Origin of the sequence: Limosilactobacillus reuteri subsp. reuteri (genome assembly GCF_000016825.1) — a bacterium.
GTDB lineage: Bacteria > Bacillota > Bacilli > Lactobacillales > Lactobacillaceae > Limosilactobacillus > Limosilactobacillus reuteri.
In genome coordinates this window covers 1,779,699-1,800,215 of the sequence record NC_009513.1, presented here as the reverse complement: position 1 = coordinate 1,800,215, position 20,517 = coordinate 1,779,699, and the positions used below count along the sequence as shown (strand labels likewise).

The 20,517-nt window shown below is 36.3% G+C and carries 26 protein-coding genes; 24 read left to right on the top strand and 2 right to left on the bottom strand.

Going from position 1 to position 20,517, the window contains the following annotated elements; translation table 11 throughout:
* The first annotated feature begins 3 nt into the window (after positions 1-3).
* The 18 genes from LREU_RS09100 (at position 4) to LREU_RS09015 (ending at position 13,209) form a co-directional block, all read left to right on the top strand.
* The gene (locus LREU_RS09100) at positions 4-714 is read left to right on the top strand and encodes a propanediol/glycerol family dehydratase medium subunit (protein ID WP_003669197.1); all 711 of its coding nucleotides are present in this window, start codon (positions 4-6) and stop codon (positions 712-714) included.
* A gap of 12 nt (positions 715-726) precedes the next feature.
* Entirely contained in the window at positions 727-1,242 is a 516-nt protein-coding gene (locus LREU_RS09095; protein ID WP_012390623.1) for a diol dehydratase small subunit, read from the top strand.
* Positions 1,243-1,272: 30 nt separating this feature from the next.
* Positions 1,273-3,123: a diol dehydratase reactivase subunit alpha gene (locus LREU_RS09090; RefSeq protein ID WP_003669194.1), complete on the top strand. Its 1,851-nt coding sequence runs from the start codon at positions 1,273-1,275 to the stop codon at positions 3,121-3,123.
* The gene (locus LREU_RS09085; RefSeq protein ID WP_012390622.1) at positions 3,086-3,469 is read left to right on the top strand and encodes a glycerol dehydratase reactivase beta/small subunit family protein; all 384 of its coding nucleotides are present in this window, start codon (positions 3,086-3,088) and stop codon (positions 3,467-3,469) included. The genes LREU_RS09090 and LREU_RS09085 overlap by 38 nt, the downstream gene beginning before the upstream one ends.
* A 7-nt stretch (positions 3,470-3,476) precedes the next feature.
* The gene (locus LREU_RS09080; protein WP_003669190.1) at positions 3,477-4,046 is read left to right on the top strand and encodes a BMC domain-containing protein; all 570 of its coding nucleotides are present in this window, start codon (positions 3,477-3,479) and stop codon (positions 4,044-4,046) included.
* A 12-nt stretch (positions 4,047-4,058) separates the two neighbouring features.
* Positions 4,059-4,349, top strand: a complete 291-nt coding sequence (locus tag LREU_RS09075) for a BMC domain-containing protein (RefSeq protein WP_003669187.1) — start codon at positions 4,059-4,061, stop codon at positions 4,347-4,349.
* Positions 4,350-4,377: 28 nt separating this feature from the next.
* On the top strand, positions 4,378-5,022 hold the full coding sequence (locus LREU_RS09070) for a phosphate propanoyltransferase (RefSeq protein WP_003669186.1): 645 nt from the start codon (positions 4,378-4,380) through the stop codon (positions 5,020-5,022).
* A gap of 31 nt (positions 5,023-5,053) precedes the next feature.
* Positions 5,054-5,557, top strand: coding sequence for a PduM family microcompartment protein (pduM, locus tag LREU_RS09065; protein WP_003669184.1), 504 nt, complete (start codon positions 5,054-5,056; stop codon positions 5,555-5,557).
* Complete coding sequence (locus LREU_RS09060) at positions 5,545-5,817, top strand: EutN/CcmL family microcompartment protein (RefSeq protein ID WP_003669182.1); 273 nt, start codon at positions 5,545-5,547, stop codon at positions 5,815-5,817. The genes pduM and LREU_RS09060 overlap by 13 nt, the downstream gene beginning before the upstream one ends.
* A 20-nt stretch (positions 5,818-5,837) precedes the next feature.
* Positions 5,838-6,425: a cob(I)yrinic acid a,c-diamide adenosyltransferase gene (locus tag LREU_RS09055; RefSeq protein ID WP_011953577.1), complete on the top strand. Its 588-nt coding sequence runs from the start codon at positions 5,838-5,840 to the stop codon at positions 6,423-6,425.
* Between the two features lie 2 nt (positions 6,426-6,427).
* Positions 6,428-6,901, top strand: coding sequence for a GlcG/HbpS family heme-binding protein (locus tag LREU_RS09050; protein WP_003669179.1), 474 nt, complete (start codon positions 6,428-6,430; stop codon positions 6,899-6,901).
* A 2-nt stretch (positions 6,902-6,903) separates the two neighbouring features.
* The gene (gene pduP, locus LREU_RS09045; protein ID WP_003669177.1) at positions 6,904-8,337 is read left to right on the top strand and encodes a CoA-acylating propionaldehyde dehydrogenase PduP; all 1,434 of its coding nucleotides are present in this window, start codon (positions 6,904-6,906) and stop codon (positions 8,335-8,337) included.
* A gap of 17 nt (positions 8,338-8,354) precedes the next feature.
* Entirely contained in the window at positions 8,355-9,476 is a 1,122-nt protein-coding gene (locus LREU_RS09040; RefSeq protein WP_011953576.1) for a 1-propanol dehydrogenase PduQ, read from the top strand.
* Positions 9,477-9,499: 23 nt separating this feature from the next.
* A complete protein-coding gene (locus LREU_RS09035) occupies positions 9,500-10,684 on the top strand; it encodes an acetate/propionate family kinase (protein ID WP_003669174.1) in 1,185 nt (394 codons plus the stop codon).
* Positions 10,685-10,699: 15 nt separating this feature from the next.
* The gene (locus tag LREU_RS09030; protein ID WP_003669173.1) at positions 10,700-11,047 is read left to right on the top strand and encodes a BMC domain-containing protein; all 348 of its coding nucleotides are present in this window, start codon (positions 10,700-10,702) and stop codon (positions 11,045-11,047) included.
* A 72-nt stretch (positions 11,048-11,119) separates the two neighbouring features.
* Positions 11,120-11,914, top strand: a complete 795-nt coding sequence (locus tag LREU_RS09025) for a tyrosine-protein phosphatase (RefSeq protein WP_003669170.1) — start codon at positions 11,120-11,122, stop codon at positions 11,912-11,914.
* A gap of 96 nt (positions 11,915-12,010) precedes the next feature.
* Entirely contained in the window at positions 12,011-12,655 is a 645-nt protein-coding gene (locus LREU_RS09020; RefSeq protein ID WP_003669169.1) for a histidine phosphatase family protein, read from the top strand.
* Positions 12,652-13,209: a cadmium resistance transporter gene (locus LREU_RS09015; RefSeq protein WP_003669167.1), complete on the top strand. Its 558-nt coding sequence runs from the start codon at positions 12,652-12,654 to the stop codon at positions 13,207-13,209. The genes LREU_RS09020 and LREU_RS09015 overlap by 4 nt, the downstream gene beginning before the upstream one ends.
* Here LREU_RS09015 and LREU_RS09010 read toward each other — a convergent pair.
* On the bottom strand, positions 13,202-13,630 hold the full coding sequence (locus LREU_RS09010; protein WP_003669166.1) for a EutP/PduV family microcompartment system protein: 429 nt from the start codon (positions 13,628-13,630) through the stop codon (positions 13,202-13,204). The genes LREU_RS09015 and LREU_RS09010 overlap by 8 nt on opposite strands.
* A 106-nt stretch (positions 13,631-13,736) precedes the next feature.
* Between LREU_RS09010 and LREU_RS09005 the strand changes: the two genes are divergently transcribed.
* A complete protein-coding gene (locus LREU_RS09005) occupies positions 13,737-14,186 on the top strand; it encodes a flavodoxin (protein WP_003669164.1) in 450 nt (149 codons plus the stop codon).
* Positions 14,187-14,207: 21 nt separating this feature from the next.
* Entirely contained in the window at positions 14,208-15,050 is an 843-nt protein-coding gene (locus tag LREU_RS09000) for a GNAT family N-acetyltransferase (protein WP_003669162.1), read from the top strand.
* 47 nt (positions 15,051-15,097) lie between these two features.
* Here the strand turns inward: LREU_RS09000 and LREU_RS08995 are convergent, their stop codons facing one another.
* Complete coding sequence (locus LREU_RS08995) at positions 15,098-15,664, bottom strand: cob(I)yrinic acid a,c-diamide adenosyltransferase (protein WP_003669160.1); 567 nt, start codon at positions 15,662-15,664, stop codon at positions 15,098-15,100.
* A gap of 128 nt (positions 15,665-15,792) precedes the next feature.
* Here LREU_RS08995 and LREU_RS08990 point away from each other — a divergent pair, with 128 nt between their 5' ends.
* The 4 genes from LREU_RS08990 to cbiB all read left to right on the top strand — a co-directional run bounded on the left by LREU_RS08990 (position 15,793) and on the right by cbiB (position 20,514).
* Positions 15,793-16,761 carry an IS30 family transposase gene (locus LREU_RS08990; RefSeq protein WP_003667110.1) on the top strand — a complete coding sequence of 323 codons (969 nt, stop codon included), beginning with the start codon at positions 15,793-15,795 and terminating at the stop codon, positions 16,759-16,761.
* 344 nt (positions 16,762-17,105) lie between these two features.
* Positions 17,106-18,194, top strand: a complete 1,089-nt coding sequence (gene cobD / locus LREU_RS08985) for a threonine-phosphate decarboxylase CobD (RefSeq protein WP_011953575.1) — start codon at positions 17,106-17,108, stop codon at positions 18,192-18,194.
* Positions 18,194-19,558, top strand: a complete 1,365-nt coding sequence (locus tag LREU_RS08980; RefSeq protein ID WP_003669156.1) for a cobyrinic acid a,c-diamide synthase CobB — start codon at positions 18,194-18,196, stop codon at positions 19,556-19,558. Before cobD ends, LREU_RS08980 begins: the two co-directional genes overlap by 1 nt.
* A complete protein-coding gene (gene cbiB, locus LREU_RS08975) occupies positions 19,555-20,514 on the top strand; it encodes an adenosylcobinamide-phosphate synthase CbiB (RefSeq protein ID WP_003669155.1) in 960 nt (319 codons plus the stop codon). The genes LREU_RS08980 and cbiB overlap by 4 nt, the downstream gene beginning before the upstream one ends.
* Positions 20,515-20,517 lie beyond the last annotated feature (3 nt).

Genomic DNA, 20,517 nt, shown 5'->3' with positions numbered 1-20,517 from the left:
GTTATGGCTGATATTGATGAAAACTTATTACGTAAAATCGTTAAAGAAGTTTTAAGCGAAACTAATCAAATCGATACTAAGATTGACTTTGATAAAAGTAATGATAGTACTGCAACAGCAACTCAAGAGGTGCAACAACCAAATAGTAAAGCTGTTCCAGAAAAGAAACTTGACTGGTTCCAACCAGTTGGAGAAGCAAAACCTGGATATTCTAAGGATGAAGTTGTAATTGCAGTCGGTCCTGCATTCGCAACTGTTCTTGATAAGACAGAAACTGGTATTCCTCATAAAGAAGTGCTTCGTCAAGTTATTGCTGGTATTGAAGAAGAAGGGCTTAAGGCGCGGGTAGTTAAAGTTTACCGGAGTTCAGATGTAGCATTCTGTGCTGTCCAAGGTGATCACCTTTCTGGTTCAGGAATTGCTATTGGTATCCAATCAAAAGGGACGACAGTTATTCACCAAAAGGATCAAGACCCTCTTGGTAACCTTGAGTTATTCCCACAAGCGCCAGTACTTACTCCCGAAACTTATCGTGCAATTGGTAAGAATGCCGCTATGTATGCTAAGGGTGAATCTCCAGAACCAGTTCCAGCTAAAAACGATCAACTTGCTCGTATTCACTATCAAGCTATTTCAGCAATTATGCATATTCGTGAAACTCACCAAGTTGTTGTTGGTAAGCCTGAAGAAGAAATTAAGGTTACGTTTGATTAAGGAGGCAGAATGATGAGTGAAGTTGATGATTTAGTAGCAAAGATCATGGCTCAGATGGGAAACAGTTCATCTGCTAATAGCTCTACAGGTACTTCAACTGCAAGTACTAGTAAGGAAATGACAGCAGATGATTACCCACTTTATCAAAAGCACCGTGATTTAGTAAAAACACCAAAAGGACACAATCTTGATGACATCAATTTACAAAAAGTAGTAAATAATCAAGTTGATCCTAAGGAATTACGGATTACACCAGAAGCATTGAAACTTCAAGGTGAAATTGCAGCTAATGCTGGCCGTCCAGCTATTCAAAAGAATCTTCAACGAGCTGCAGAATTAACACGAGTACCTGACGAACGGGTTCTTGAAATGTATGATGCATTGCGTCCTTTCCGTTCAACTAAGCAAGAATTATTGAACATTGCAAAGGAATTACGGGACAAGTATGACGCTAATGTTTGCGCAGCATGGTTTGAAGAAGCTGCTGATTATTATGAAAGTCGTAAGAAGCTAAAGGGCGATAACTAAGCTTTTTAGTCAGAGTAGGGAGTTTTATGTATGGCAACTGAAAAAGTAATTGGTGTTGATATTGGGAATTCTTCCACTGAAGTTGCATTGGCAGATGTAAGCGATAGTGGGCAAGTTCACTTTATTAACTCTGGTATTGCTCCTACTACTGGGATTAAAGGTACTAAGCAGAATCTAGTTGGAATTAGGGATTCAATTACTCAAGTTCTGAATAAATCTAATCTGACAATCGATGATATTGATTTAATTCGAATCAATGAAGCCACGCCAGTAATTGGTGATGTTGCAATGGAAACTATTACAGAAACAGTTGTAACAGAATCAACAATGATTGGGCATAATCCTAATACACCAGGTGGTATAGGAACAGGGGCTGGGATAACAGTTCGTTTGCTTGATCTCTTAAAGAAAACTGATAAAAGCAAAAATTATATTGTTGTAGTTCCTAAGGATATTGATTTTGAAGACGTTGCTAAACTTATCAATGCTTATGTTGCCTCTGGTTATAAAATAACAGCAGCAATTCTAAGAAACGATGATGGTGTTTTAGTTGATAATCGGTTAAATCATAAAATTCCGATTGTCGATGAAGTTGCTATGATTGACAAAGTTCCGTTAAATATGCTGGCAGCTGTAGAAGTTGCTGGCCCTGGACAAGTAATTTCACAACTTTCAAACCCGTATGGTATCGCTACCTTATTTGGACTAACTCCAGAAGAGACTAAGAATATTGTTCCAGTTTCTCGAGCGCTTATTGGAAATCGTTCGGCTGTTGTTATTAAGACTCCAGCTGGGGATGTTAAAGCGCGAGTAATTCCAGCAGGTAAAATCATAATTAATGGTGATACTGGAAAAGAAGAAGTTGGAGTTTCTGAAGGTGCTGACGCCATTATGAAAAAGGTTTCTAGTTTCCGCCATATTAACAATATAACTGGTGAGTCTGGAACCAATGTTGGAGGAATGTTGGAAAATGTTCGTCAAACAATGGCAGATCTTACAGGAAAGAAAAATGATGAAATTGCTATTCAAGATTTACTTGCTGTTGATACTCAAGTACCAGTTGAAGTTCGAGGCGGTCTAGCTGGTGAATTCTCAAATGAATCAGCAGTTGGGATCGCAGCAATGGTTAAGTCAGATCATCTTCAAATGGAAGTTATTGCTAAACTTATTGAAAAAGAATTTAATACAAAGGTTGAAATTGGTGGTGCTGAAGTTGAATCTGCAATTCGTGGAGCATTAACAACTCCAGGAACAGATAAGCCAATCGCAATCCTTGATTTAGGTGCTGGCTCAACAGATGCTTCAATCATTAATAAAGAAAATAATACAGTTGCAATTCACTTAGCTGGTGCTGGTGATATGGTAACGATGATTATTAATTCTGAATTAGGATTGAATGATATTCATCTTGCAGAAGACATCAAACGCTACCCATTAGCAAAGGTAGAAAACCTTTTTCAAATTCGACATGAGGATGGTTCGGTTCAATTCTTTAAAGATCCGCTTCCATCATCACTGTTTGCCAAAGTTGTAGTAATTAAACCAGATGGATACGAACCAGTAACTGGGAATCCAAGCATTGAAAAAATTAAATTAGTGCGTCAAAGTGCAAAGAAACGAGTATTTGTTACGAACGCTTTACGGGCACTTAAGTATGTTAGTCCAACTGGAAATATTCGTGATATTCCGTTTGTTGTAATTGTCGGTGGTTCAGCCTTAGACTTTGAAATTCCACAACTTGTTACAGATGAATTAGCACACTTTAATTTAGTTGCTGGTCGAGGAAATGTTCGTGGAGTTGAAGGACCACGAAATGCCGTTGCAACTGGATTGATTTTAAGGTATGGCGAAGAAAGAAGGAAGCGTTATGAACAACGATGATTCACAACGTCCCTCGATTGTCGTCGGACTAGAAAATGGAATAACGATTCCAGATAGTGTCAAGCCACTTTTTTATGGAATTGAAGAAGAACAGATCCCAGTCTCAGTTCGTAAAATCAATATAAATGATACTGTTGAAAGAGCATACCAATCAGCTCTTGCATCAAGGCTATCTGTAGGAATTGCTTTTGAAGGAGATCATTTTATTGTTCACTATAAGAACTTAAAAGAAAATCAGCCTTTATTTGATATGACAATCAATGATAAAAAGCAATTACGAATTTTAGGAGCAAATGCAGCGAGATTAGTAAAAGGAATCCCTTTTAAGGAAATGGCAAACAGGTGATTTAATTATGAAGTCTTTGGGCTATGTAGAATGTAATGGATTATCTGGCGCTATTGTGGCTGCTGACAGGATGCTAAAAACTGCAGATGTTGAACTTAGTAGTATTCAAAATACGAAAGGTAATGGATGGGTCACCTTACAAGTTTCTGGTGAACTATCAGCTATAACTGTTGCGGTTCAAGCTGTAAAAGACTATTTACCTGATGTATATGTAACGTCAGCGATAATAGGGCGTCCAGCAATAGGGTTGAACTCCTTGGGCAAAACAGATTTATTGCAACCAAATCCAGAAAAGCAGCAAAATATTGCTGAAAAGGAAAAGGTTGCTGAACCATCTTCAATTAAAGAAGAGATAGTACAGAATAGTGAAAATTCTGCTGAACCTAGTGTTCAAACTGAGCGATCATTAGAGGGCAAAGATGAAATCGAAGCTTCGGATTCGTCTAATGATAAACAAGATACCAACTCTAATGATAATGAAGTCACATGCAATATGTGTGGAGATCCAAAATGTCCACGGAAATTAGGAGAACCGCATAAGAAGTGTATCCATTACAATGAATTAAAGAAAAAGTAGGAGGAAATAACTATGAATAACGCTTTAGGAATGATTGAAACACGCGGATTAGTTGCATCTATTGAAGCTGCTGATCAAATGGTAAAGGCTGCTAATGTAACATTAACTGGCCAAGAAAAGATTGGTAGTGGATTGGTAACTGTTATGATTCGTGGTGATGTTGGTGCTGTAAAGGCTGCCGTTGATGCTGGTGTACAAGCTGCTGAAGGTGTCGGCGAAGTTGTATCGTCTTACGTAATTCCTCGTCCACATGAAGAAGTTGAAAAGATTTTACCAGGTGGATCAGATTCAGACGCTGAATAGAAAATTTTAATAAAAAGGAAGATTACGTATGGATGAAGAACATTTAAGAACACTTATCCGGACGATTGTTAGAGAAACACTTAATCCTAACCTAGTTCCAATTGGTGTTTCAAATCACCATGTACATTTGACGGAAGAAGACTTTCAAAAGCTATTCCCTGGTCAAAAGATTGAAATGCTAAAGAAACTTCGTCAACATGCGGACTTTGCTGCAAAGCAAACTGTTGATCTGATCGGGCCCAAAGGCACCATTGAACATGTTCGTCTAATGGGGCCATACCGTTCACACTCACAGGTAGAAATTGCCCGTTCAGAAAACTTTACACTAGGAATTGATGCTCCAATTAGAATGTCTGGTGATCTTGATGGCACCCCTTCAATTAAGGTTCGGTCACCATATGCGGAAATTGAAATTCAAGGTGTAATTGTTGCAAAGCGACACATCCACATGAGTTTAGAAGATGCCAAGCGCTTTGGCGTAAAGCTCGGTGATTCAATGCAGGTTGAAGTAGATGGCGATGGTGGACGTAAAACCATTTTTGATGACGTAGTTGCTCGCCCTCGTGAAGACTTTGTCCTTGAAATGCATATTGATACTGATGAAGCCAATGCAGCTAATGTCGGACTAGGTAATAATTCTTTCGGAAAAGTTATTATCAAGAAGAAAAACTAACTTTTTGAGAAACTAATAAGGGGGTGAATAGATGGATAACCTAGTACAACAGGTTATGCAACGATTAGAAGAACGAAAGCATACGAGCGTTGAAGTTACTTTTAATCATCAAGTTGCCCCGCCTAGTGAACAGATTTTTTTGAGAAACGGAAAAGTTATTCTAAAAGATATTTCGATTGAGTTAATAACGGACTTATATTCAATGGAAAAGACTAACGCTTGGGTTAAATGGGTGTTAGAAGGAATTAGCTATGATGTTAAATTTTACTTTTTAATTAATGAACAGATGGTTAATTTTATTCCACGGATGATGATTTTGGACTGGCCGATCTTGTTTGTTGTAAATAACGAATCGCCAGTAATTGCCAGTTATAATCGGATTATTACCAGAGAAGAGATAGCTGCTAAACCAGATAAATCGATTCTTGTTAGATATCAAAAGCAACATATTACAGATGAAGCACTTGATATCTGTAACTATAAAAAAATTAAAATAAAGATTAGGACTGAAGAAAATTGTATATGGCGAGAGTAGTAGGTAGTGTTGTTGCAACCCAAAAGGATCCATCCTTAGTTGGAAAGAAACTAATGATAGTTCAACAGATTAATTCCGACCAACAACCAGTTCGATTTGAACAAGTTGCCGCTGATACAGTAAATGCTGGGATTGGTGATAATGTATTAATAGTTCGTGGTGCTGGTGCAAGACGTGCTGATAAAGAGCGTGATGAGGATCAAGTAAGGGACGTTAATGACTGTACGATAGTTGGAATAATTGACCGTTTTGATAAGTAGTGTGCATTGGAGGCATCAAAATGGCTATTTACACAAAAGGTGGTGACAAGGGAGAAACAAGTTTATTCGATGGAACGAGGGTACCTAAGGATTCATTACGAGTTGAAACTTATGGAACTTTTGATGAATTAAACGCTAATATTAGTTTGGCAGATAAATTCTGTGAAAGTAAACGTAATAAGAAGCTTTTACAAGAGATCGAATATAAAATGTTTTTCCTTCAAGGTGAGATAGCGACAGAAAAACGGCAGTATTTTACTGATAAAAGTAAGATTATTACTGATGAAGATACTCGAAAACTTGAAAAGGTTATTGATGAATATACATCAAAACTGCCACCTGTTCATAGTTTTATCTTACCTGGTTCGAGTACTGCGGGTGCACAACTTCATATTTGTCGAACAATCTGTCGTCGTGCAGAGCGACTATTTGTGCGGCTATCAAAGAATGTAAAATTTCGTCCAGAGCTAGAAAGATATATTAATCGTTTGTCGGATTTTTTATATATTGTAGCGCGTGATGAAGACTATGAAGATTTATTAAATAGTGTAACTGATGACGTGTTAAAAATTTACAAACGTTATCAAGAAGAAAAGGATGTGCGTTAAGAATGAACGAGGAACAAATTAGTAAGATTGTTGAAAACGTAATCAAGAATAATGCTTCTAAAAATCTATTTGATCGGCACAAAATGGAAAAAGTAATCGATGCGGCTGTAGCTCGTGCTAATGAATTGGGTGTTGGAGTAACAATTGCTATTATGAAAGCTGATCAAGTATTGCAAATGAGCTACCATATGCCAAATGCTAATTTAGTAAGTTGTACTTTAGCTCCTAAAAAGGCATGGTCAGCATTAGCAATGAAGGAACCTACCAAGGATATTAGTAAGGATATCCAACCAGGTGCCGGATTATATCAAATGGAAACAATGCTTGATGGTAAGTTAGCATCTTTTGCAGGTGGTATTCCATTGAAGATTAACGATGAAATTATTGGAGCGATTGGTGTTAGTGGTGGATTGGTTGAAGAAGATCAATCAATTTGTGAAGCTGCTGTTGCAGAATTTTTGAAGGAGAGTAAGTAGATATGCAGATTAATGATATTGAAAGTGCTGTACGCAAAATTCTTGCCGAAGAACTAGATAATGCCAGCTCTTCAAGTGCAAACGTTGCAGCTACTACTGATAATGGTCATCGCGGAATTTTCACTAATGTCAATGATGCAATTGCTGCTGCAAAAGCTGCTCAAGAAATATATCGGGATAAGCCAATTGCTGTTCGCCAACAAGTGATTGATGCCATTAAGGAAGGATTCCGCCCATATATTGAAAAAATGGCTAAAGATATCAAAGAAGAAACAGGAATGGGAACAGTAGAGGCCAAAATTGCTAAGTTAAACAATGCCTTGTACAACACTCCTGGTCCCGAGATTCTTGAACCAGTTGTAGAAAACGGTGACGGTGGGATGGTTATGTATGAACGGTTACCATATGGTGTTATTGGTGCGGTTGGCCCAAGTACAAACCCTTCAGAAACTGTAATTGCTAATGCGATCATGATGCTTGCCGGTGGTAATACTCTTTACTTTGGTGCTCACCCTGGCGCAAAGAATGTTACTCGCTGGACAATTGAAAAGATGAACGATTTTATTGCAGATGCAACAGGCCTTCATAATTTAGTTGTAAGTATTGAAACACCAACAATTGAATCAGTTCAACAAATGATGAAGCACCCCGACATTGCAATGTTAGCAGTAACTGGTGGCCCAGCTGTTGTTCACCAAGCAATGACCAGTGGTAAGAAAGCGGTTGGTGCTGGTCCTGGTAATCCTCCTGCAATGGTTGATGCTACTGCTGATATTGATTTAGCTGCTCATAATATCATTACATCTGCTTCATTTGATAATGATATTTTATGTACTGCTGAAAAGGAAGTAGTTGCAGAAAGTAGCATTAAAGATGAATTAATTCGTAAGATGCAAGATGAAGGTGCCTTTGTAGTTAACCGTGAACAAGCCGATAAATTAGCTGATATGTGTATCCAAGAAAATGGTGCTCCTGATCGTAAATTTGTTGGTAAGGATGCAACTTATATCTTAGACCAAGCTAATATTCCTTACACAGGCCACCCAGTTGAAATTATTTGTGAACTTCCTAAGGAACATCCATTAGTAATGACTGAAATGTTAATGCCAATTTTACCAGTTGTTTCTTGTCCAACATTTGATGATGTTTTGAAGACTGCTGTTGAAGTTGAAAAAGGTAACCATCACACAGCTACTATTCATTCCAATAACCTTAAGCATATTAATAATGCTGCTCACCGGATGCAATGTTCAATCTTTGTTGTTAATGGCCCATCCTATGTTGGTACAGGTGTTGCAGATAATGGAGCTCACTCAGGTGCTTCAGCATTAACAATTGCTACGCCAACTGGTGAAGGAACATGTACTGCACGAACATTTACTCGTCGGGTTCGTTTGAACTCACCACAAGGATTCTCAGTACGTAACTGGTATTAATGGGAGGCATAATTCCAATGGAAAAATATAGTATGCCAACCCGGATTTATTCGGGAACAGATAGTTTGAAAGAACTAGAGACACTTAATAATGAACGTATTTTATTAGTCTGTGATTCTTTCTTGCCTGGTAGTGATACCTTAAAAGAAATTGAGAGTCACATTAAGGATAATAATAAGTGTGAAATTTTCTCTGATGTTGTCCCCGATCCTCCACTAGATAAGATTATGGAAGGGGTTCAACAATTCCTTAAACTTAAACCAACAATTGTGATTGGTATCGGTGGCGGATCAGCTTTGGATACTGGTAAGGGAATTCGTTTCTTTGGTGAAAAGTTGGGCAAGTGCAAGATCAATGAATATATTGCTATTCCAACAACGAGTGGTACTGGTTCAGAAGTTACGAATACTGCGGTTATTTCTGATACGAAAGAACATCGTAAAATTCCTATTTTGGAAGATTATTTGACACCTGATTGTGCTTTACTAGATCCTAAACTAGTTATGACTGCTCCTAAGAGTGTAACTGCATATTCAGGAATGGATGTTTTAACACATGCACTTGAATCTTTGGTTGCTAAGGATGCAAATTTATTCACAGTTGCATTATCAGAAGAAGCAATTGATGCCGTTATTAAACATTTAGTTGAGTGTTATCGTCACGGCGATAATGTGGATGCTCGTAAGATTGTTCATGAAGCATCAAATATTGCCGGAACTGCATTTAATATTGCTGGATTAGGGATTTGCCACTCAATTGCGCATCAATTGGGAGCTAATTTCCACGTTCCCCATGGTTTAGCAAATACAATGCTCTTGCCATATGTTATCGCATATAATGCTGAACATAGTGAAGAGGCATTGCATAAGTTTGCAATTGCTGCTAAGAAAGCTGGAATTGCTGCTCCTGGAGTAGGCGATCGTCTTGCAGTAAAGCGACTAATTGCTAAAATTAGGGAAATGGCACGACAAATGAATTGTCCAATGACTCTTCAAGCATTCGGTGTTGATCCTGCTAAAGCTGAAGAATTAGCTGATACTGTTGTTGCAAATGCGAAGAAAGATGCAACATTCCCTGGCAATCCAGTTGTTCCTTCAGATAATGATCTGAAGATGGTTTACGAAGCAATAATTCGTTAATTTAGTTTATTTGGAGTGATTTGATGTCAAAAAAAATACTTGCAATTAATTCTGGTAGTTCATCAATTAAGTTCAAACTTTACTTGATGCCAGAGGAGAAACTATTAATTAGTGGTTCTGCTGAAAATCTTGGTTCTTCGACAAGTCAGCTTTCATATAAAACTGATAAAACTAACGAGACAAGACAAATCCCTTTAAAAAACCACTCAGAGGCAATTGACCATATTATTGATGTTTTAATGTCTAGTGGGGTTGTTAAGGATAAGTCAGAAATTTATGGTGTTGGTCACCGGATTTCTCATGGCGGAAGTTACTATACTCATGCAGTGGCAGTCACTCCAGAAGTTGAAAAACGGATTGATGAATTGAAGGTGTTATCACCTCTGCATAATCCAAATGGACTAGCAGGGATAAAAGCCTTTGAAAAGTTTCTTCCAGATGCCAAGGAAGTAGTTACTTTCGATAATTCATTTCATCATACAATCCCTAAGAAAGCTTATATGTATGCTTTGCCATATGAGTTTTATGAAAAGTATCAAATTAGGCGCTACGGGTTCCATGCCCCTTCACATCAGTATGTGTCAGAAAAAGCGCGTGAACTTTTTGGTAAAGAAAAGACTCGTCGTATGATCACGTGTCATTTGGGAAATGGATCAAGCGTTTCGGCGATCTTAGATGGAAAGTCGGTTAACTCTTCAATGGGCTTTACTCCGTTAGCAGGTGTAGTGATGGGAACGCGATGTGGAGATATTGATCCAGAAATTATTCCTTTTCTTGAAGAAGAACTCAATATTGATTCACATGAAATGCGTCGAATAATGAATGAAGACTCAGGGCTTAAAGGCTTATCTGGGATTTCTAATGATGAACGTGAGATTGAAAGTGCGGCTAAAAACGGTAACGAACGGGCACAATTAGCTTTAGATGTATTTGTACATTCAATTCAACAATATATTGGAGCATATACAACGGATCTTGATGGATTGGATACATTAGTATTTACAGCCGGAATTGGTGAACATGCTGCTTATATTAGAAGTCAGATCTGTAAGAATTTAGACTATCTTGGAGTCAAAATTGACGAAGAGAAAAATAAAAATAATGAGCTAAGCATTGAAGCACCTGATAGTAAGGTTAAAATAGCTGTTATTCCAACTAACGAAGAAATAATTATTGCCCGTGATGTAATGAATGTAACTCAGCAATAAAATGGGGATGATACTATGGCTAGGCAGGATATCAAACGGACAATTCAAGAATATGTTCCGGGTAAACAGGTAACATTAGCACATATCGTTGCTAACCCTACGCCAGACATTTATGAGAAATTAGGGATACAAACTCCTAAAAATGCGCTTGGTATTTTGACAATAACGCCAAGTGAAGCCTCAATTATCGCTGGGGATATTGCTACAAAGTCGAGTAATGTTACTCTAGGGTTCATTGATCGATTTAGTGGCTCGGTTGTAATTGTGGGAGAAGTTTCTGAAATTGAATCAGCTTTGCGTCATGTGGTTGATAAGCTACAAACGTTACTGGGGTTTGATGTTCCTGAAATTACACGAACATAACATTAGAAGTGTATTCATTTACGCTAACGTGTAGTAGATGAATACACTTTTTAGAAAGGAGGGAGATGCAATATGGCGAATCATCAGCGAATTCTAGCGTTTGAAAATGGATTTAATTTTCGAGATCTTGGTGGTTATAGAACTATTGATGGCGAAAGTCTGAAATGGAATAATCTTGTTCGTTCTGCGCATCTCTCCTATTTTACACATAATGAGCAAAGAAAACTTTATGGATATGGTATTAGGACAATTATTGACTTTCGTTCAACTTCCGAAGTAGCTTTTTATCCCGACCAATTAACATCATTGATGAATTATATTCGGATACCGGTCTTTGAGAATGACCTTACTGAAAGTAATATTAGTATTGCTGAAGCACGAAAAAGTTTTTCAAAGGATCCACAAGCGGGTTTTAATCGCATGATGGAAGTATATTGTCAATTTGTCACTGATGAGAAAGCACAAGAAGCATTTCACACCTTTATTAAAAAATTATGCCTACATTCAGCGCAGGGTGGTGTTTTATTTCATTGCTCTGCGGGGAAAGACCGTACTGGTTTAGGAGCAATTTATTTACTAAGTCTTCTACAAGTTCCAGTAGATATAATTTATCAAGATTATATTTTAACTAATAAAGCATCAACAAAAAGGATAAAAGAACGATTACGTTATGCTATAAAAAATAACCTAGGTGATAATTATCTTCACTCAATTTACGATCTTTCAACAGCAAATAGGTGTTATTATGATCAAGCAATCTCTCTTATTAATAATAAATATGGTGGAATGACCTCTTACTTAAAAGATGTGTTACAAATCAGTGATTCAATGGTTGAACAACTAAGATACTTATATCTGACAAAGTGAATTTAGGCTTAGTAAAAATTAAAAGCCATTGATATAATAATGGCTAAAAAAGAGGCTAGAATTGAATAGCCTCTTTAACATACATAATTCTTATAGGTGGATGGTAATAATGACAACTTTTTTTTAATTCGTCACGGGGAAACCTATGCTAATCGATTAAATTATATCCAAGGTACATTAAATGATAGATTAACAAGTCTGACCAAACAGGGAATGCTGGAAGCAGCGAATTATCAAAAATTGTTTGATAATAATCAAATTGATTATGTCTATACAAGTCCGTTAAGGCGAGCAGTAAAAACGGGGCAAATAATTTGTGCTACGACTAATATTAAGTTGCAGGTTGATGAACGTCTAGCAGAAATATCTTACGGTAAATGGAATGGGGCAGATATTAGTAAATTAAAGCAACAGTATTCGATGTATTTTGATGTTGAAACGAATGACGTGCGACCACATTCAATTTTGATAAATCAAGGCGAAAACTTTGAACATGCTCGTGCACGAATATGGTCATTTTTATTGGATACTTCTTATAAGTATCCACAACAAAATATTTTAATAATTACACATGGCTGGATAATAAAAAATATCATTTCGTTGTGTCTTGAGAATATTGATGGGACTTCATTCAAAAATCCCAATAATCTAAGTATTAGTAAGATCCAATTGAATCCGGCATTAAAGCAGCAACGAATATGTTATTATAATCGACCGTTCATAGGGACGATGATATTATGAGTCTTATTACAATTCTTTTGATATTTGTGGGACTTAATATTGATACGTTTATTGCACTATTATTTCTTTTACGAAACTATAATTACCGGTTACCGATTATTGGCTTTGGAGTAGCAACGCTTATTTTATGGATCTTTGGGGTAATTTTAGGAAAAGGGCTAGCATTTCTATTTCCAGATTGGATTACAGGATTTATGGGCATTATTTTAATCTTTATAGCGCTTTTTGAACAGGATGACGAAAAAAAGACAACTAATACAAGTTTTCTCTCATTACTTCTGTTTTGTTTAAGCCTTGGTGGAGATAATCTTGCTGTTTATATTCCATTGGTGGTTAACCTTAGTTGGAGTCAGATTATATACGTAGGAATAATTTTTGAAATTTGTTCAGTCCTATTAATTCTATTAGGAAAACAATTTGTTTTAATAAAACCTGTGGCATATTTGTTGGAAAAATATGGTAATTTTGGAAGCAAAATTGTTTATGTTTTAGCGGGTTTATATATTATTTGGAATAGTCATTTAATTAATCACCTTATTAGAATTTTTAATTAAGTTCAGCAACTAATTTATCGATATTAATATTTTCAACTGCCGAAACAGGAATTACCTTCTTTACCCCAGCGCTTAACAGAAGATTCTTGGAATATTCAATGTCGGCAGGGTCTTTTACAAGATCAATCTTTGTAACTACACCTAAAGTAGGTTTCGAAAACATTGAACAGAAGCCAGCCGGGAAAACAAGTCGTTTGTCAACCGCACTTTGTAATAAAACAACTATATCAGCATCCATCGAGGTTACACGTAACGTGCTCATCATATTATGATGCTCCATATATTCTCCTGGTGTGTCAATAATATTTGATGAAAATTCAATTGCTTGTGTTTTATTATATTTAATTTGTTGATTTTCTAATCGTTGAGTAAGGGTTGTTTTACCACATGCTATTGCTCCGATAAACATAGTTCGTTTCATAATTAAATACCTCCACCAATTCTACAAAAATATACTATTTATCTGTATTATAATAAAAGCGGTTACACATAGCCATAGATAAAAAAAGATTAGTGAGGAATTATAGATGCTAACAGCACATGTAGTTTATGCCACGATGACTGGTAATAATGAGGAAGTAGCAAACATTGTATGTGATAGTTTGACTAATTTAAATGTTAAAGTGACAGAGTCTGAGATATCACAAACTGATGTAGCAGATTTTATGAAGGCTGACATTTTAGTTGTTTGTGCTTATACATATGATGAGGGGGCAATGCCAGAAGAAGGGCTTGATTTTTATGATGATTTACAATCAACAGATTTAACTGGCAAAGTCTATGGCGTTGCTGGTTCCGGTGATAAATTTTATGGAGAGTATTTCAATACGACTGTGGATCATTTTGATGATGCCTTCAAGAAAGCTGGTGCCACGTCAGGAGCAGAAAAAGTAAAAATTGATCTTGAACCATATGAAGAAGATATAGAGCGTTTGAACAAGTTTGCAGAAGGGTTAGTAAAAACTGCCTCAAAGTAAATATAGAGAAGGGATGATAAAATGGTAAAGGTTGGCGTATTAATTGGTAGTCTAAGTGTCAATTCTTATAGTAGAAAAATTGCGGAGTATTTTACTTCATTACCAAGTAACTTACAATTTGTGGAACTGAAATATTCCATGTTGCCATTTTACAATCCTGATTTTGAACATCAAAATACGCCAATTGAATGGAACGCTTTTCGTAAAGCAGTTGATAGTGTTGATGCGTTATTAATAGTGACGCAGGAATACAATTATTCGTTACCTGGTGGATTAAAGAATGCACTAGATATTCTCTCTGTTCCTTCGCCAAATCAACATTTGGTAGGAAAACCTGTTTTGGTGATTACTGATTCAGCTGGAGAAAAAGGTGGAATAATAGCGAATGCCCATCTTCATCAAGTGCTCCGCTACCTTGGAATGAAAGTAATGAATTGTACGATTGCAATTAGTAATGTTCAATCAGTCTTTAAAAATGGTGATAATCATGATCCAAAATTAGCTAAAAGATTACGAGATGATATTAAGAGTTTTGAGCAATTTATCAATGAGAGTAGCTTGTCACATCAATCGTGTGTCGATATGACTTATAAGTTTAGTTATCAACCTGGAGAACTAGCTTTACTAAATGATGATGGCGAGAAAATTGCAACAATTGAGTTAAGAAATCTAAAAAATAAGATTATTGCAATTGAAGAAGTTCAAGTTAATGAGAAATATCGTGGTCAGGGATTAGCAAATGAGATTATGACCTTACTAATGTGGCTGGTTGAAGGAGCTGATAGTAAGTTAAAAGCTAACTGCCCATTCGCTAAAAGTTATCTTGAAACTCGTCCACAATTCAATAATATTGTAGAACCATAAAAAGAACCGAGATGAAAAAATCTCGGTTCTTTTTTGTATAAATACCTTTAGCGGAAAACGTCTTTACTGTTTCTATATAACATATCTGGTTGTTGTTCTAAGTAGTTAGCATACCGAGCTGCTGCAAAAAAATAATCTGAAAGACGGTTAATAAAAATTAGCACATCTTGATTAATTTGTTCCTCACGCATTAATTGAACAATTTGACGTTCAGCGCGTCGAGTAATAGTTCGTGCTACATGAAGAGCAGATGCTAGCTGAGTGCCGCCAGGAAGAATAAACTTCTTTACTGCTGGAACAACCTGAGTATAATTATCGATTTTTTCTTCTAGCCAAACTGTTGGTTGTTCTTGTTTAAATTTAAAAGAATGACGTTCATCATCTGCTGGCGTTGCTAAATCATGGCCACAATCAAACAATAACTGTTGGATTTCCTCTAATTCATTGGATAGTACTTGAGTATGCGAATTAATTAAAGATTTTGTATAACCAACCCAAGAATTTAATTCATCAACTTCACCATATGCTGCGACCCGTGGATCATTTTTATAGAGAATTTGTTTGCCGATAATCCTAGTTTGCCCTTTATCACCATTTTTTGTATAAATCTTCACTGCTTATCTGTCCTCTCAATTATTTTGCTTTATTTTATCTCGCTGTTTGTAAAATTAAGTTAGAAAAAATAAAAAGCCATTTGTGATAGACTTTTGAGTATCCCTAATCAAAAGAAAGGCAATCACAAATGACCTATAAACATCTTACCACACGCGAATTAACTCTCATAGCTGATTTTTGGTATCAAGGCACTAAAGCTTATCGGGCCGCTAAATTACTTCAACGTAGTCAAGAAACCATCTATCGTGTTTATCGTTTCCTCAATAACGGTAAAACCATCGACCAATATCTTCAGACTTATCAGCGTCATAAACGTCGTTGTGGTCGGAAGCAGACCCAACTGCCAACTATCGAGGTTAACTATATCCATGCACAAATCAAGGCTGGTTGGACTCCTGATACTATTATTGGTCGTCATGAACACCCGATTAGTTGCAGTATGCGCACCCTCTATCGCATGTTTGCCCGCAATCAGTATGGCTTTTCCGTTAAACAGCTACCGATGAAAGGAAAACGCCATCCCAATGGCTATGTGGAACATCGTGGTAAAGCTGGCCAATTAGGACGCAGTATCTATCAACGATATCGTGATTTTCCGCATTACCAACATGAATTTGGACACTTTGAAGCTGATACAGTTCAAGGTAAAGCTCACCGCGGAGCGGTAATGACGCTAGTAGAGCGACAATCCAAAGTAATGATTGTCCTTAATATTCATCATAAAACAGACGAAGCAGTGAATTGCCAGCTTGACCAATGGCTCGCTAAACTGCCACGTCACTTTGTTAAATCAATTACTTTTGATAATGGGAAAGAATTTGCTGGATGGCGAGAGATAGCCAATAAGTATGATCTTCATACCTATTTTGCGGAAGTCGGTGCTCCCAATCAACGAGGGTTAAACGAAAATAATAACGGCATCTTGCGTCGTGACGGTCTTAGCAAAAAGCTAGATTTTCGCCATTTACCAAACGAACTAGTCACTCAGCTAATGCACCGTCGCAACAATATCCCACGAAAGTCTCTTAATTATCGTACACCACTAGAAGTATTCATGAGTTATGTCACAGAAGAACAGCTTTCAACTTTTTTCTAATTTAAATTGACATTTCGGGTCTTAAAAAGGCAGATTATAATAACGCTTTCATCATAATCTATTAAATAATACTAATTTTTTCAAAATCCAGCAAAGAAATCACTATTACAAGAACTGAATACTAATTGAAAAGCGAAATTATAAAAAAATACAAATAATATAACAAAAAAACACCAAAATAAGGACTGCAAGAAAAGATAGTTAATGTTTTTTTTACATATTCAAACACTAATATCGCTTATTCGTCTTATGCGTTGTTAAGTATTGAACTATCAAGTTAAACATCGTAATTTTATAGGTGAAAAAGTTAGAAAACGTTTTCTTTGATTTTAGTAGGTGATTTTTTGAAAAATAATATTCATCATGGTGGGAATATCGAGCAAGTTGCTACTCAATTGAATATTCCTATTGAAGAGGTTAAAGACTTTAGTGCAAATATTAATCCTCTGGGGTTTCCGTCAGATTTATGGAACGTATTAGTTCAATCATTTGCTAATATTGAAGTCTATCCAAATCCAGAGTATCCAGAATTGAAAGCAGCAATCGCTAATCATTTTAATGTCAATAGTGATGATGTGTTTGTCGGTAATGGAGCATCGGAAGTCTTGGATGAGACAATTCGAGCAGAAAAGGCAACGGATGCGTTAGTCCTAGCGCCTACGTTTGGTGAATATGAGCGACTTTTTAAGCGTGTTGGAATAAAAGTTCACCATTATCAATTATACGAAAAAAATAATTTTTCATGTGATGTACAGGCGATGATTGAACAACTAAAAGCGCATCGTGAAATTACAATTATTTGTTTAGCAAGTCCTAACAATCCAACTGGTCAAATAATAGCACTAAAAGATCTTCGGAACTTAGTTAACTTTTGTAATCAACATCATCGCCTTTTGATCTTGGATGAAGCCTTTATTGACCTAACTGTTAACGAACAAGAAAGTCTTATTAATGAACTTGAAGCTGACGACCGTGTTTATATTATCCGGGCGGCTACTAAATTTTTTGCAATTCCAGGATTAAGATTGGGATATTGTATTACAAAAAATAAAAAATTAAAGACTTTACTTAAAGTTCAAGAAAACACTTGGTCGGTAAATGGGATTGCGGATGTTTTTGGTCAAAATATGTTTAGAGCAAAAAAATATATTAAATTAACTCATGATTGGTTAAATATTCAGCAACCTGCACTATATCAAGCGTTACAAGCAATACCTGAAATAAAGGTTTTTCCAAGTGCTACTAACTTCTTTTTATTTAAAAGCAATGATTTGGAATTAAGAGAAAAGCTTATTCGTCACCGTATTTTGATTCGCCAATGTGATGATTACGCTGGGCTGGGCCGACAATACTATCGAGTGGCAGTTAAGGGCCCACAAGATAATATTCTATTAGTCAAGACATTAAAACAAGTGTTAGGACGTGAGCTGTAATGAAAAAAGTTCTAATTGCTGGTGTAACAAGTGGGTCTGGAAAAACTACTGCTGTTTTAGGCATTTTAAAAGCTTTGAATGAAAAATATACAATTCAATCGTATAAAGTTGGTCCAGACTACGTCGATACAAAATTTCATACAAGAATAACTAATCGTCCAACTCGAAATCTTGATAACTATCTTGTACCTGATCCACAAGTTTTGAACTATCTTTTTACTGCTAATACGGAAAATATTGATTTAGGAATTATTGAAGGCGTTATGGGACTCTATGATGGTTTAGGAACGGATAAAGATGCTTATTCAACAGCTAGTATTGCTAAACAATTAAATATCCCAGTTATTTTAGTTATTAATGCTAGAGCAACATCGACATCGGCTGCAGCAATCTTAAAGGGCTTTATTGACTTTGATAAAAAGGTACCGATAAAGGGAGTCATCATTAATAATGTGATGAGTGAAAATCATTACAAACTAATTGCTGGGGCGATTCATCGTTACCTCGATCTCCCAATTTTGGGTTATTTACCTCATGACTCAACCATCAGCTTACCTTCTCGACAGTTAGGGTTAGTTCCTGATGATGAGTTGCCGAATGTTGATAAAAAAATTGCTAAGGTTGCTGAAGATGTAAAGGCCCATGTTGATTTGCAAAAACTACTATCATTAGCTACCTCGGTTAGTGAGAAAGTTGTTGATCCATTTAATATTCCCAAAACAAGACTTCGCCTAGGAATTGCGAAAGATAAAGCATTTAATTTTTATTATGCTGATAACATTCACCTTCTTGAAAAAACAGGCATAGAGTTAATTCCATTTAGCCCAATTTCTGACAATCATTTACCGGATGTAGATGCTTTGTACTTTGGTGGCGGATATCCTGAAGAGTTTGCCTCCCGATTGGCAGCTAATGAATTCTTAAAGAAAGAAGTCTATGAGTTTTCGCAAGCAAATAAGCCAATTTATGCAGAGTGTGGTGGCTTAATGTATCTTGGCAAGGTATTAAAGCAAGGAGAAAATGAATTTCCAATGGTAGGAATTTTTGATGGTATGAGTGAGATGACACCGCGACTTAAAAGATTTGGTTACTGTGAAGCTTATACCCAAGTAGATTGTATGTTAGGGAATAGAGGGCAAAAGATTGTTGGTCATGAATTTCATCATTCTATGTTTAAGCAATTAGATCAGCAATTAAAGCCAGTTTTGCTTATGAAAAAGGTTCGTGATAACCAAATTGTTGATACTTGGTCGGGAGGTTATCAGATTAGAAAAACTTTTGCCAGTTATCTACATGTTCATTTTTATCAGAATCCAAAGCTATTCATACAGTTTTTAAATAATTTAGGAGCTGATGTGCAATGAATATCCTAATAATGGTTATACTAGCATTCATTTTTGATTTTTTACTTGGTGACCCTCATTCGTGGCCGCATCCAGTTAAAGCAATGGGTCATTTAATCGCGTACCTAACTAAGAAATTTAATCGTTCAAACTATTCAACGAAAAGAAAGAAGTGGTTTGGCGCTTTGACTTGGCTAATAACGGTTGGTGGGTCAGGATTAATTACATATATATTGATGCGATTTGCGGCAATTAATTATTATCTCTATATGATCGTTGGAACTTACCTTTGCTATACTTGCCTCTCTATGCGTCAATTGGCAATTGAAGCAGAAAAAATTATGAAAAGTCTTCAACAAAATAATTTAAATAAAGCTCGCCAGCAGGTGGGGATGATTGTAGGACGTGATACTAATCAATTAAGTGCTGAAGAGGTAACAAAAGCAACGATTGAAACAGTTGCCGAAAATACTAGTGATGGTGTAATCGCGCCACTGTTCTTTTTGGTAATTGGTGGTCCAGTTTTAGGAATAATGTATAAAGCCATAAATACTTTAGATTCGATGATTGGTTATCAGAATGAAAAATTCCGCGCTTTTGGGGAGGTATCTGCCCGAATTGATGACATTGCAAATTATGTTCCAGCACGAATCACATGGTTACTACTGATTATTAGCAGTTGGTTGTTACGTGATGACACTCGGGAGGCAATTGCTGTAGGTGAACGTGATTGTGAGAAGCATCTAAGTCCTAATAGTGCTTTTAGTGAAGCTGTTGTTGCAGGTGCCTTACATTTGCAATTAGGTGGTCCACATTATTATTTTGGCGAATTGGTTAAAAAGCCTTACATCGGTAATGATCATCTTGTAATTGCTGCAAATTGGCATTTAAAAAGAACGATTACAATGTTGTACCTTACATCATTCCTGGGATTATGTGGATTTGAACTTATACGATTCTTAATAGTTTGGAAGTGAAGA